The sequence below is a fragment of the Citrobacter sp. wls619 genome (assembly GCF_005281345.1).
Taxonomy (GTDB): domain Bacteria; phylum Pseudomonadota; class Gammaproteobacteria; order Enterobacterales; family Enterobacteriaceae; genus Citrobacter.
In genome coordinates, this window is the sequence record NZ_SZXJ01000033.1 from 14,487 (window position 1) to 27,586 (window position 13,100).

Genomic DNA, 13,100 nt, shown 5'->3' on the forward strand with positions numbered 1-13,100 from the left:
ATGGACTTACGCAATCCCGATATATGGCTTGCCCACCTGCTGGAAGATCTGCCGCAGGAGAAACTGACCGCCTCACTGGAAGATGACAACCCGCAGTGGGAGTTCATTGACAGTGAAATCGTCAAACTTGGCTCTCTGGCACACAGTCAGCTTAACGTGCCCGAACTCCAGCGTCAGTGCCTGATGTTGCTGGCCTCAGAAAGCAAGGATTTTCGCCTGCTGGCGCACCTGCTGCGCACCCTGCAGCATGCCGGGGATGTGCTACAGGCTGTCAGGCTGCTGACACAGTACGTTGCACATTACTGGACAGTTGCCGCGCCACAAAACATGGCGCATAAAAAACGCTTTGCCGCTCAGGTGATTAAACGCTTTGAACCCGGCGCGGACACATTTTCGCAGCAGGCCAGCACGGCACAGCGCGACCAGTTGCTGGGTGAACTGGCGAAACTGGCACAGATCTGGCAGGAGAATAACGCCCCGGAACTGGCGCAGGCGGCGGACGATATTTTCGCACTGTATCAGCGGGCGTTTCGTGACAGCACCTCCACCGCAGTCCCGGCCCCTGCGTCGCCTGCCGCACCCGCTGCGACTCCGGTCGCCGCGACGGCAACGCCCGTCGCACCGCCTGTGCCAATAGTCAGCATCGACAGCCATGACGACAAAGCCTGGCGCGACACCCTGCTGAAAGTAGCCGCCATCCTCTGCGAACGCCAGCCGGATTCCCCGCTGGGCTACCGTCTGCGCCGCCATGCCCTGTGGCAGACCATCACTTCCGCGCCGCAGGCCGAAAGCGACGGCCGCACGCTGCTGGCCGCCTTCCCTGCCGACATGATGGACGATTACCTGGTGCGGCTGAACAACGCCGATATGGCGCTCTGGCAGCAGGTGGAGAAGAGCCTGCTGCTCGCACCCTACTGGTTTGACGGTCATTACCTTTCAGCGCAGGCCGCGCAGCGTCTGGGCTATCACAGCGTGGCGGTGGCTATCCGCGAAGAAGTGACCGCCTTTATCACCCGTCTGCCCCAGCTTTCCGCTTTGCTGTTTAACGACCACACGCCGTTTGTGACAGAACAGGTCAAACAATGGCTGGCATCCCCCTCTTCTGATCATCGAACCACGGCTGTCGTGAAGACCAGCGAGGACTTACAGACCGCCCGTCAGTGTTTTGAGGAGCAGGGGCTGGAAGCTGCGCTGCGGTATCTTGAAGATCTTCCGGCAGGCTCCCCCCGTGACCAGTTTCACCGACAGTACCTCGGCGCCCAGCTTCTCGAAGAGGCCGGAATGTTGCAGCTTGCACAGCAGCAATACCGCCTCCTGTTCAAAAGCGGTTTGCATATGATGCTGGCCGACTGGGAGCCGTCCCTGCTGGAGCAGCTCGAAAAGAAATTCACGGCAGAACAGTAATAATAACAAGGAGTTCCTGTGTTCAGATTCCCCATCCTGCGACCATTCAGCATACTGAAATCGGCCATCCGGCCCGCGCTGCCGCGATTTAAAGTTTCCGCTGTCTGGTTACTGGCGCTGGCGTGGATTTTTTTGCTGGTATGGATCTGGTGGAAAGGCCCAACGTGGACGCTCTATGAGCATCGCTGGCTGGAGCCGCTGGCGAACCGCTGGCTGGCAACCGCCGTCTGGGGGCTTATCGCCCTGGTCTGGCTCACCTCGCGGATAATGAAGCGCCTGCAACAGCTGGAAAAACAGCAGAAACAGCAGCGCGAAGAGGAAAAAGATCCGCTGACCGTGGAGCTTCACCGCCAGCAGCAGTATCTGGATCACTGGCTGCTGCGCCTGCGTCGCCATCTGGATAACCGCCGTTACCTGTGGCAGTTGCCGTGGTATATGGTTATTGGCCCCACCGGCAGCGGTAAAAGCAGCCTGCTGCGCGAAGGCTTTCCGTCCGATGTGATTTACACGCCGGAAACCCTCCGGGGTGTGGAGTACCACCCTCTGATTACGCCGCGCGTGGGCAACCAGGCCGTTATTTTTGATACTGACGGCGCACTGACCGCCCCCTCCGGCGACGATCTGCTCCACCGCCGCCTGCGTGAGCACTGGCTGGGCTGGTTGATGCAAACGCGATCACGCCAGCCACTCAACGGCCTGATCCTGACGCTGGATCTGCCCGATCTGCTGACGGCGGACAAATCCCGCCGCGAAGCGCTGCTACAGAGCCTGCGTCAGCAGCTCCAGGAGATCCGCCAGTCCCTGCACTGTCGCCTGCCCGTCTATGTGGTATTAACCCGACTGGATCTGCTGACCGGCTTTGCGGCACTGTTCCATGCGCGGGATAAAAAAGATCGTGATGCGATCCTTGGCGTCACCTTCACCCGCCACGCCCATGAAAGCGATGAGTGGCGCAGCGAGCTGAGCGCTTTCTGGCTGGCATGGATACAACAGATAAACCTGGCGCTGGCCGATCTGATGCTGACTCAGCGTAATGCCGCACAGCGCAGCGCCCTGTTCAGCTTCTCGCGCCAGATGCAGGGAGCCGGAGATATCATCGCTTCCCTGCTCGCCGCCCTGCTGGATGGCGAAAACATGGATGTGATGTTGCGCGGCGTGTATCTCACCTCCTCGCTACAACGCGGCCAGGTGGATGATATCTTCACCCAGTCTGCCGCCCGCCAGTATGGGCTGGGCAACAGCTCGCTGGCAGCCTGGCCGCTGGTCGAAACCGCACCTTACTTCACCCGCCGTTTGTTCCCGGAAGTGTTGCTGGCAGAACCTAATCTGGCTGGTGAAAACAGCGTCTGGTTGAGCAACTCGCGGCGCAGGCTGACGGTCGTCTCCGCCTGCAGTGCCGTGGCGGTAGTGTTACTGGCAGGCGGCTGGCATCACTACTACAACAAAAACTGGCAGTCCGGTGTCGATGTGCTTAAACAGGCCAGAGCCTTTATGGATGTGCCGCCACCGCAGGGCACCGATGAATACGGCAATCTGCAACTGCCGCTGCTTAACCCGGTGCGCGATGCCACCCTCGCCTACGGCGACTACCGCGATCACAACTTTCTGGCGGATATGGGGCTGTACCAGGGCGCGCGCGTGGGGCCGTATGTAGAACAAACCTACATTCATCTGCTGGAGCAGCGTTACCTGCCCTCATTGTTTAACGGCCTGGTCCGGGATCTGAACAACGCACCGCCGGAGAGCGAAGAAAAGCTCGCTGTACTGCGCGTTATGCGCATGATGGAGGATAAAAGCGGGCGCAACAACGAGCTGGTGAAACAGTACATGGCACGACGCTGGAGTGATGAATTCCACGGCCAGCGCGATATCCAGACGCAGCTGATGTCCCACCTGGACTATGCGCTGGCCCACACCGACTGGCACGCGCAGCGACAGACGGGCGACAGCGACGCTATCAGCCGCTGGACGCCATATGACAAACCGATTATCGGCGCGCAGCATGAACTCAGCAAGCTGCCGATATACCAGCGCGTTTACCAGACCCTGCGCACCAGAGCGCTGGGCGTGCTGCCCGCCGATCTGAATTTACGCGACCAGGTTGGCCCGACCTTCGATAAGGTGTTTGTCTCCGGCGATGACAACAAACTGGTGATCCCACAGTTTCTCACCCGCTACGGCCTGCAAAGCTATTTTGTCAAACAGCGCGACAGCCTGGTGGAGCTGACCGCCCTGGATTCGTGGGTGCTGAGCCTGACACAAAGTGTCGCTTACAGCGACGCCGACCGTGAAGAGATCCAGCGTCATCTCACCGAACAGTATATCAGCGACTACACCGCCACCTGGCGCGCCGGGATGGATAACCTTAACGTGCGCGACTATGAAGTCCTGCCGGAGCTGACCGGTGCGCTGGAGCAAATCATCAGCGGCGACCAGCCGTTCCAGCGCGCACTGACGGCGCTGCGGGATAACACTCATGCTCTGACGCTTTCCACAAAACTGGACGACAGGGAGCGGGAAGCGGCAACGGGCGAGCTGGACTACCGCTTACTCTCGCAACTGGGGCATGAGTTTGCGCCGGAAAACAGTGTGCTGGAAGAGCAAAAAGACAAATCCAGCACGCTACAGGCCGTTTACCAGCAACTGACCGAACTGCACCGTTATCTGCTGGCTATTCAGAATTCACCGGTGCCGGGAAAATCGGCGCTGAAAGCGGTGCAACTGCGGCTTGACCAGAACAGCAGCGATCCGATCTTTGCCACCCGCCAGATGGCGAAAACGTTGCCAGCCCCGCTTAATCGCTGGGTGGGCAAGCTGGCGGATCAGGCCTGGCATGTGGTGATGGTGGAAGCAGTTCATTACATGGAAGTGGACTGGCGCGACAACGTGGTGAAACCGTTTAATGAACAACTCGCCAGCAACTATCCGTTTAACCCGCGCACGTCGCTGGATGCGTCGCTGGATGCATTCGAGCGCTTCTTTAAGCCGGACGGCACGCTGGACACCTTTTATAAGGAGAATTTGCAACTGTTCCTGGAAAACGATCTGACCTTTGGCGAAGACGGTAAGGTGCTGATCCGCGAGGATATCCGGGATCAGCTGGCAACCGCGCAGAAAATCCGCGACATCTTCTTCAGCCAGCAAAATGGGCTGGGGGCACAGTTCGCTGTGGAAACCGTGTCGCTGTCCGGCAACAAACGCCGCAGCGTGCTGAACCTGGACGGCCAGCTTGTGGACTACAGCCAGGGACGCAGCTACACCGCGCATCTGGTGTGGCCGAACAACATGCGCGAAGGTAACGAAAGCAAGCTGACGCTGGTAAGCAGCACCGGCAGTAAATCGCCGCGCAGTCTCGCCTTCAGCGGGCCATGGGCGCAGTTCCGCCTGTTTGGCGCAGGCCAGTTGACCAACGTCACCAATGATACCTTCACCGTGCGCTTTAACGTCGATGGCGGCTATATGGTCTACCGCGTACATGTGGATACCGAAGATAACCCGTTCAGCGGCGGGTTATTCAGCCAGTTCCGGTTGCCGGATACCCTGTACTGAGGAGGCAGTAATGAGTAATGACGCTCTCACGCAAATTATTGTAACTGGCAGCGACCCGCGCAATCTGCCGGAATTCAGCGCCATACGGGAGGAGATCGGCAAGGCCAGCCAGCCGTCACAGCCGGAGCTGAACTGGAAACTGGTGGAATCACTGGCGCTGGCGATTTTCAAAACCAACGGTGTTGATCTGCATACCGCCACCTACTACACCCTGGCCCGAACCCGCCTTCAGGGACTGACGGGATTTTGCGAAGGGGTGGAGCTGTTGGCGGCAATGATAGCCCATGACTGGGATAAATTCTGGCCACAGGACAGTCACGCCCGTACCGGAATGCTGGACTGGCTCAACACCCGGACCGGTAATATTCTGCGCCAGCAACTGTCATTTTCTGGCACAGACCTGCCGTTGCTGTACCGCACGGAACGCGCGTTACAGCTTATCTGTGACAAACTCCAGCAGGTGGAGCTGAAACAGCCGCCGCGCGTGGAAAACCTGCTCTATTTTGTGCAGAACACACGCAAACGCCTGGAGCCACCACCGAAAAGCAACACCGGCACACAGACACAGACCACCGTCAGAACGCTGGTTTATGCGCCGGAAAGTACATCGCCCGCCACGGCAGAAACCGTGCCTCCGTTACCGGATCTGCCGGAGATAAAGGTCAGGGTTCAACACGGCAGAGATCCCGTAGCGGAAGCCATGACAGACCGCAGTATAAAAGGCTTTCTGGCAGGGGTTGCCTGCACCGCCATCGCTGCCGCCGCACTCTGGTGGTGGCAGGTGTATCCGATGCAACAACAACTGGCACAGGTCAGGGATACCGCGCAGGGCGCGGCAACCGTCTGGCTGGCCTCTCCTGACCTGGACAGTTACGGACAACATCTGCACCAGCTTCCGGAAACTCCGCCGCTACAACTACTGGAAACCGGTATGGAGATGGTTCGTACCGCAGATAAACGCTGGCCGGAGAGCCTGCAACAACAACAGGCAACGACGCAGTGGAACACCGTTCTGCAAAACCGTGCCCAGGCCAGCCCACAGATGAAAGGCTGGCAGCAGGCGCGCCAGAATTTGCGGGATTTCGCCGATCTGATGATGAAAAAAGAAACTGAAAAGCAGGGTTTTACCCTTTCTTATATCAAAACAGTGACCTGGCAGGCGGAGCGGCTGCTGAATCAGGAAACGCCGCTGGAGTACCTGATCACACAGTACCAGGAAACCCAGGCTCAGGGGAAAAGTACCGATGAGCTGGAAAAACAAATTAATGAACGGCTGGACGGCGTGTTAAGTCGCTGGCTGCTGTTGAACAATGGCGTACCGGGTATAGCCGCAAATAACGACGCCGGACAACCGGCTTCAGCAAAATAAGGATACAAGGAGAACAACAATGGCAAATCTCGTTTATCTGACACTGAATGGTGACTTACAGGGGTTGATTTCAGCCGGGTGCTCGTCAGTACAGTCGATTGGCAACAAAGCCCAGCTCGCACATCTGGACGAAATGATGGTGACATCGTTAAGCCACGGACTGAGTCGCGATCAGAACGTCAATCATCAAATGCTGACCATCACTAAACCGGTGGACAAATCTTCACCACTGTTGGGTAAGGCGATTTCGGAAAATGAGTGTCTGACCTGTGATTTTGCATTTTACCGCACCAACCGTTCGGGTATGAACGAACTGTACTACAAACTGAAACTGACTAACGCCCGAATATCGAATATCAGTTTGAGCGTTCCTCATACCATCACCGACAGCGGAGGACAGCCCGAAGAATCGGTCTCATTTAGTTATGAAAGCATTAACTGGGAACACTGCATTGCCGGAACCAGCGCTTACAGTCTGTGGAGTGACCGACTTTTCTGATGATATACAGTGATGATGGATAACCTGATTTCAGGCCCTGTGTCTATTGCAGATTCTTTCTGCAAAAAATATCTGCGCACGATGGAAAACGATAGCTGCCACCGAAAATCACCGGTGGCAGATATTGAGGCCCACACTAAATTCTATCAGTTTTTATTACTGTATCGTTTTACCAGGTCGCTAACCACCATTTGACAGCTTTTCTGCTTCAGACTGAGAATTTGCTGCTCTGTCGGATTGTTTTTTTCATCTTTTTTCGCATCAGCCTTTTCGGTTAACGGAACAACGATTACCTCTGTATTCACTGGTGAATACGTAGCCCATTCACCAGTGGAAACATCCACCAGCGCAAAGCGGATCAAATAGCGCAGCGACGACCCTGATAATTTTTCACCATTATATTTTTTCCAGACAATCTCTTTTGTCACAGAATTATATTCGCCCATTTCCAGATCATCCCAGTAAACCACCACTGCCTTGTGTCTGCCTTTCGCGGCAATGTATCTCAGCGCCTGCATATAATTCGCATTAATGACACCACTTTTACCCCCGGTATCATTTTCCACAGTATCACTGACGGTTTCTTTTACCGATGTTGCTGGCTGGACAGTACGTTTTTTTCTTATAACAGGAATACCAGAAAATGTTGAAACCTGATAATAGCGCAGCATCTCTTTCTGCATCATCACATCGGGAGCACGCGACCCCGATCTGACAAGCACAATGGCAGAATTCAGAGGGATCTCAAACGGCCCCTGTGCTTCTTCCACTGCATTCTGAATATCTTCTTCGGAAATCTCCAGCGTCAATTCATTACCGAAAACATCCTGATCGGTAAGTTGCGATTGCGATATTGAAGAGATATCTGCACGTTGAGCTACGGAGCCTTTTTTTCTGGCGTCAATCGAAGATTTTGAACATCCATTTAACAAAAGAGCGCCCATAAACAGGAGCAGTAATGATTTATTATTCATCAGGGAACCTCATTATTTATTGGTTTAATTTCATCCGGGGAATCAGACTGCTATTATACCGTTATTTTCTTTTTAGCAGGATAAAAATAAAATATTCACTCCACGAATACCACCACATGAATATATTACAAACATAATCAACACCAGAATAATCAAACTCGTCGAAATACCACTTGTAACAATACCAAATGCTTGCCAATAGCATTTAACATTTTAAATAAAGAATAACTTAAATACATTAAAATCATTACTTACTGGTTACTGGCATAATATAAACAATAGTGAGATGAACCTCACATATAATATCAAAACCTTTATCTTTAATTTATCAAAAAAGGACAATGAAATAAATTTGATATATAATCAGAAGATAATAAAGCATAGTGTTATTTCCACAATAACCAGTAATATAATCTTCACCTGGATTTTTCACCGGCTAATGGAGAATGAATTATGTATTCTATCCTTCGTGACACCAGAAATTCATCAATGCCTGTCTGGTTTACCATAACTGAAGCGGTCGATATTATCAATCGCCGTACAGAACACAACATAAAATTTAGTGATATTTGCCGCATGGCACTTTACGGACATATAACATTGTCTGTTTATTTTCAGTCCCCGGTACTACTACGACAGGTCAGCGTGACAGAAGATAATGCTATTCAGTCCGCAGACGTTGATACTGAAGATATAACCACTCATATTTGTCATCTGAGTCGCACATGTATTCTGAGTAATGACTTTCATGTCGTAAAAACAGAGGGGGACTATATTTCCCCGAGCAGCTTTATTCTGGACACGCCACTACAGGGGCCAGAATATGCCGTGATACAAAGATTACTGGCACGTGAACTCAATATTCCGGCACCTGTTACAGGGCAATTCAACATACATTGTGGCGTACTGGTACAGGATAGTGAAAAAGTCTTGTATCAGGTTTTCGAATCTTCGACTATTCAGCAACGCATCTCCCGGCAGTTACAGCACCTCCCTGTTAACGTAGCCACGCATTTTCATGAAGAATTGTGCAAAGCAGAAATAAAAAATGAAACTGCTCATTTTCCTGTCTATCATTTTCCTGATGATGCCTGTTTTGTTATCAAATACGAAGAACTTGAACGATTCATACAAGACTTTCTCTCTCAACAATCTTCCCCTAAAAAAATCAAACCTCGAATATCCACCCCCGTATCTCGTCTTCTGTGGCTCGCCTGCAAACACAATGACAGTATCAGCCAGCTTGTTGATCATCCCTATAAATTATTGTCCGTTTTTGAGGAGTGGGCAGACCACGACGGGATCACTGACCATTTTAGCGGTGAGACGCTGAAAACCGCCCTGGAAAGGGGTTCTCCACCCTGCATAACAATGTCTGTATGATGTAAAACCCTTATTCAGGGTTCAGAAATCCTTAGTAAGGGTTCATGTACTTTCTTCCTGATTAATGTCGTGCTCGAATGAGTACCAGACATCACCGACCACAGGAGAACACTATGGCATCTCATCATCGGCTACTACGGCTGGCGCAGGTTCTGGATAAAACAGGTCTGAAACGATCACAGATTTACAGCTATATGAAAGAGGAGCAATTTCCCAAATCTATAAAAATTGGCCCGTCGAGTGTGGCCTGGCTGGAATCAGAAATCGACGAATGGATCAATCAGAAACTGAATAACCGTTAATTAATTTTTTATTTTTCTGTCAGGAAATAATGATTATGAATAATGATCAGGGGACGTTATTGTCTGTTTCGCTGGATCAGTTACGGGCATTTGATCTGAATCCACGGATCACCCGTAATCCGGATTATGAAGAAATTAAAGACTCGATCAGGAATCGGGGGCTTGATCTCCCGCCACAAATAACGCAACGTCCGGGAGAAAAAAACTATATTATTGCCAGTGGCGGTAATACTCGACTGGCGATCCTCAATGAATTATGGCTGGAGACACATGACAAAAAATACTGGACCATTACCTGTCTGTACCGCAAGTGGTCATCTGATACGCTTGAAAAGGGAAATCTGCAATGCCTTATGGGACACCTTATAGAAAATGAAATGAGAGGCTCCCTGACATTCATTGAACGGGCGCTGGGAATTTTAAAATCGGCTGAGATGTATTCTTCTGTTTATGGTTCATTATCTCAGTCTGAATTACTTAACCGACTTAGCCTTGATGGCTATCCTGTCCACCAGTCTGTTTTCAGTAAAATGACGGCAACAGTTAATCTGTTACTTCCCCATATACCAGAGCCACTTTATGGTGGATTATCGAGAAACGTCATTGATAAAATTCTGACATTACGATCCAGTGCGGAAAAATTCTGGGACATACATTCCCGTAGCCAGAAAAACATGCCTGCATTTGAGGATACGTTTGCGATGGCGATATTACCCTTCAATGTTCCACTGTCCTGTTTCTCTGTTGAACATATTCAGGACGAACTGACCGGGCTTATCAGCCAGACACTGAATATTGATTATAATACCGTCGCACTGGTCACGGATGCCTCAGCCCGTAAGCGCGAGTCTCTGCTGGGTCTCCCGGCACCGGTGCTGCCGGAGGTCGATGCACAACGCCGCAGACAACCGGAAACCAGTGTATCTCCCGATATGGCGCCCCCCACAGAAGATCTGGCCACCAGCAAAAAGCAACCAGAGGCGAATTTATCAGAGAATGTTTGCGCTGAATCAGAAGATCTTTATGGTAACTCGCCGGAAAACAGTACGATGGATGCTACAGACACCACATCAGGCAGGCAGATCAATGACGCCTGCGTCACCACCACGGCTAAATCTCCTTCAGGTCTTGCTACAGACACTATCTGGAATATTGATCCTGCTTTTGATGATCTTTCCTCACTCGCCTCCCTGGCAGAACAGACCGCATGGGAACTGGCCAGTGCCGCCGGAATTGAATACCTGATCCAGCCTTCTGCTGAATCAGGATTTGCTCTGGAAGAGCCGGACACTCCGTTGCCTAATGAAAATCGCGTTTACTGGCAATTACTGTCATTCCTGACCAGGAAAAATGAAAGCTCCGCAGCTGTCTGGCAACAGCTTTTTCTTGGAACCGCCACCGCCGCCGGACTGACCGATGACGTTATTATCAGGCTGTTTCAGCTTGTACGGTTGATCCGCCGTTTACATGAAAAACAACGGGAGCCAGTCGCATCATGATCCCATCCCTGAACTATGCCGTACTGACGGAAGCGTTACATGCGTTAAAGGACGGTAATATCCGCCACTGTGAAGCGCTGGGTTTTACTTATGACGAGCTGAACGCCATTAATAAATTGTCCATTGACGAGTTGTTTGTTGTCAGCCGGGCATCTGCACAGTTTATGGACGTCAGCATTAACCATGAGGTGCTGCGCCAGCTTCTTGCCCAATCCAGACAGGAAATTCAGTTACAACAGCGAATCAGCCGGGCTATCGAACTTGGCGGTTCAATTGAATTACTGAGTGATTTTTTTGGTCTCACCTCCGGTGAAATCAGCGCCCGTCGTCGGTTGCTGGGGATCTGTATTCCACAGGGCAGAACGCAGATCCCGGACGAAAATACCGATGCGCAAATCTGGCATCAATGGCAGAAGAACAGACCAGAAAATACAGAATCGCTGGAAGCACTGGATATGATGATGAAAATAACAGAGGAGCTGGCCTTACAGGAAAGCGCCCCCTCACTGACCGTTGTCTGGAACCGTATTATGCAGTGCGAAAAAGAGAAAACCGGAGATAAAAATGGCAGATGAAATTGACCGCGACCAGGTGTTTAACGAGAGAACACTGGAGAGCCAAATCGCCAGCGCCCGTCTTAAAAAGACAGCACATCCATCGCTCTGTTACTGCCGTTTATGTGGGGAGGATATTCCTGAAAAACGCCGCCAGAGTGTTCCTGGCGTCTCGTTATGTACTGACTGTCAGGAGATTGCCGATAGAAGAAGAAAGCGCCAGTAGTGAAACGCCACATCTTATTAATTTCCCACCGCCCTGCTTTCTGGCAGGGCATTTTTTGCAGGCAACAGCAGTCAATAGATAATAACTATCAATTTAATGAAATTAAAAGGCATTACTCTAAAAATATTACAGCTGTAATAAAATCGGGTAATTAGCTATTAATTGGCCAGTTATCAAAGTTAAAAACTATCATTGTTTCTGTGCCCGTTCTTTATACAGTTTCCTGTTCTTCTTACCTGCCGTATATCACAACCTGTTGCTGCTTTCACCACACAGGAGCACATTATGAGCGAACAAATCCCCCTTTCTCCCCAGGAGAATTATCACATCACCAGCGGTCCGCTACGCAGCGCGATCACTATTGAATTACATACTCACCTGGCGACCCGAACCTGGACGGGACGCCTGGCAAATCCTGACGAAAATACGCGTGCCATTATCGGTATGCCGCGTTTTCTCAGTATCCTGAATATTATCCGCCTGGACTGCGTGGCAGATAACCCGTATGCCGACATGTGGATGCTGAGTCTGGAAGAGCGGTTGTTGGCCGCGCGTGAGGAAATGAACGACCTTATCAGCAGTACAAAAACGGTTTTCAGCCAGCTTCCGGAGATGATGAGTATTGAAGGTTGTCTCAGTATTCAGCCCGCCAGGTTTCCCGTTTTTGCCGCATCACAACTGGGTTTCATCGCTATTTACCTGCTGACCGATTACGACAGCCTGCTGCGCAACGCATTGCTGGCAAATCATATGGCGTTTCTCAGCCGCGCGGAACTCAACTCACTGAACCAGCGTGGCGGGAACATTATCCGCAGCATTCTGGTGCTGGCCCAGCGCTACCGGCGGCTTTCCGTTACCCGCCAGGATATCCGGGAGGGGAATGTGCGGGCGCAGGCTGCGCTGGAGCAGGCAGGCCCGGTACCGGACGATATTTTCGACGGCTCGCGCCGTTCCGCCTGGGCACCACCGCTGCGGCCCGCCCCGGATACTGAAACTGCGCCAGCTTCCGAAGTGACTGAACCTGCGCCAGCGCTTTCCAGTGCCGCAGAAGTACCGGTCACGCTGACATCTGCCACAGAGACGGATGATGATGAAGCTGAACCAGATATCTGATGGAGCCGTGGGCTATCAGGCACTTTCTGCGCAGGACTGGCTTGCTTACGAAAGCTGTCTAAAAGGCCTTTTAAGAGTAAGGGAACCGCAGGCTCTGGCGCGGGAGGCGGCAGAGGCGGAGGCGACCCTGCACCAGCTTCAGCGGCTGTTACTGCATCGCGCCTGGCGCTGGCCGCTACGAAACTTACCCTTAATGTTATGTCGTGGGCCAGCCCGCTCTGGTGCAGA

At 52.1% G+C, this 13,100-nt stretch carries 11 protein-coding genes and 1 pseudogene; 11 read left to right on the plus strand and 1 reads right to left on the minus strand.

Annotated elements, in window-relative coordinates:
* The 4 genes from tssA to FDX19_RS05540 are packed head-to-tail and all read left to right on the plus strand — an operon-like array spanning position 1 to position 6,821.
* On the plus strand, positions 1–1,404 hold the full coding sequence (gene tssA, locus FDX19_RS05525; protein WP_137381928.1) for a type VI secretion system protein TssA: 1,404 nt from the start codon (positions 1–3) through the stop codon (positions 1,402–1,404).
* A gap of 18 nt (positions 1,405–1,422) precedes the next feature.
* Entirely contained in the window at positions 1,423–4,953 is a 3,531-nt protein-coding gene (tssM, locus tag FDX19_RS05530) for a type VI secretion system membrane subunit TssM (RefSeq protein ID WP_137381929.1), read from the plus strand.
* Positions 4,954–4,963: 10 nt separating this feature from the next.
* On the plus strand, positions 4,964–6,322 hold the full coding sequence (locus tag FDX19_RS05535) for a VasL domain-containing protein (RefSeq protein ID WP_137381930.1): 1,359 nt from the start codon (positions 4,964–4,966) through the stop codon (positions 6,320–6,322).
* Between the two features lie 19 nt (positions 6,323–6,341).
* Positions 6,342–6,821 carry an Hcp family type VI secretion system effector gene (locus tag FDX19_RS05540; protein WP_137381931.1) on the plus strand — a complete coding sequence of 160 codons (480 nt, stop codon included), beginning with the start codon at positions 6,342–6,344 and terminating at the stop codon, positions 6,819–6,821.
* A gap of 146 nt (positions 6,822–6,967) precedes the next feature.
* Here the strand turns inward: FDX19_RS05540 and FDX19_RS05545 are convergent, their stop codons facing one another.
* Complete coding sequence (locus FDX19_RS05545) at positions 6,968–7,795, minus strand: hypothetical protein (protein ID WP_137381932.1); 828 nt, start codon at positions 7,793–7,795, stop codon at positions 6,968–6,970.
* Positions 7,796–8,248: 453 nt separating this feature from the next.
* Here FDX19_RS05545 and FDX19_RS05550 point away from each other — a divergent pair, with 453 nt between their 5' ends.
* From FDX19_RS05550 to FDX19_RS25265, 7 genes and pseudogenes are all read left to right on the plus strand, one after another.
* Positions 8,249–9,178: a hypothetical protein gene (locus tag FDX19_RS05550; protein ID WP_137381933.1), complete on the plus strand. Its 930-nt coding sequence runs from the start codon at positions 8,249–8,251 to the stop codon at positions 9,176–9,178.
* A gap of 113 nt (positions 9,179–9,291) precedes the next feature.
* Entirely contained in the window at positions 9,292–9,480 is a 189-nt protein-coding gene (locus FDX19_RS05555; RefSeq protein ID WP_137381934.1) for an AlpA family transcriptional regulator, read from the plus strand.
* Between the two features lie 35 nt (positions 9,481–9,515).
* On the plus strand, positions 9,516–10,979 hold the full coding sequence (locus FDX19_RS05560) for a ParB family protein (RefSeq protein ID WP_170974351.1): 1,464 nt from the start codon (positions 9,516–9,518) through the stop codon (positions 10,977–10,979).
* The gene (locus FDX19_RS05565) at positions 10,976–11,554 is read left to right on the plus strand and encodes a DUF2857 domain-containing protein (protein WP_137381936.1); all 579 of its coding nucleotides are present in this window, start codon (positions 10,976–10,978) and stop codon (positions 11,552–11,554) included. Before FDX19_RS05560 ends, FDX19_RS05565 begins: the two co-directional genes overlap by 4 nt.
* Complete coding sequence (locus tag FDX19_RS05570; protein ID WP_137381937.1) at positions 11,544–11,759, plus strand: TraR/DksA C4-type zinc finger protein; 216 nt, start codon at positions 11,544–11,546, stop codon at positions 11,757–11,759. Before FDX19_RS05565 ends, FDX19_RS05570 begins: the two co-directional genes overlap by 11 nt.
* A gap of 285 nt (positions 11,760–12,044) precedes the next feature.
* Positions 12,045–12,872 carry a PFL_4669 family integrating conjugative element protein gene (locus tag FDX19_RS05575; RefSeq protein ID WP_137381938.1) on the plus strand — a complete coding sequence of 276 codons (828 nt, stop codon included), beginning with the start codon at positions 12,045–12,047 and terminating at the stop codon, positions 12,870–12,872.
* Positions 12,847–13,100 (plus strand): annotated as a pseudogene (locus tag FDX19_RS25265) (hypothetical protein); the annotation flags it as partial. The gene FDX19_RS05575 and the pseudogene FDX19_RS25265, both read left to right, overlap by 26 nt.

Bases quoted from the DNA above. Each gene is read 5' to 3' on its own strand.
- tssA (WP_137381928.1), top strand. From the start codon at position 1: ATGGACTTACGCAATCCCGATATATGGCTTGCCCACCTGCTGGAAGAT.
- FDX19_RS05535 (WP_137381930.1), top strand. From the start codon at position 4,964: ATGAGTAATGACGCTCTCACGCAAATTATTGTAACTGGCAGCGACCCG.
- FDX19_RS05540 (WP_137381931.1), top strand. From the start codon at position 6,342: ATGGCAAATCTCGTTTATCTGACACTGAATGGTGACTTACAGGGGTTG.
- FDX19_RS05545 (WP_137381932.1), bottom strand. From the start codon at position 7,795: ATGAATAATAAATCATTACTGCTCCTGTTTATGGGCGCTCTTTTGTTA.
- FDX19_RS05550 (WP_137381933.1), top strand. From the start codon at position 8,249: ATGTATTCTATCCTTCGTGACACCAGAAATTCATCAATGCCTGTCTGG.
- FDX19_RS05555 (WP_137381934.1), top strand. From the start codon at position 9,292: ATGGCATCTCATCATCGGCTACTACGGCTGGCGCAGGTTCTGGATAAA.
- FDX19_RS05560 (WP_170974351.1), top strand. From the start codon at position 9,516: ATGAATAATGATCAGGGGACGTTATTGTCTGTTTCGCTGGATCAGTTA.
- FDX19_RS05565 (WP_137381936.1), top strand. From the start codon at position 10,976: ATGATCCCATCCCTGAACTATGCCGTACTGACGGAAGCGTTACATGCG.
- FDX19_RS05570 (WP_137381937.1), top strand. From the start codon at position 11,544: ATGGCAGATGAAATTGACCGCGACCAGGTGTTTAACGAGAGAACACTG.
- FDX19_RS05575 (WP_137381938.1), top strand. From the start codon at position 12,045: ATGAGCGAACAAATCCCCCTTTCTCCCCAGGAGAATTATCACATCACC.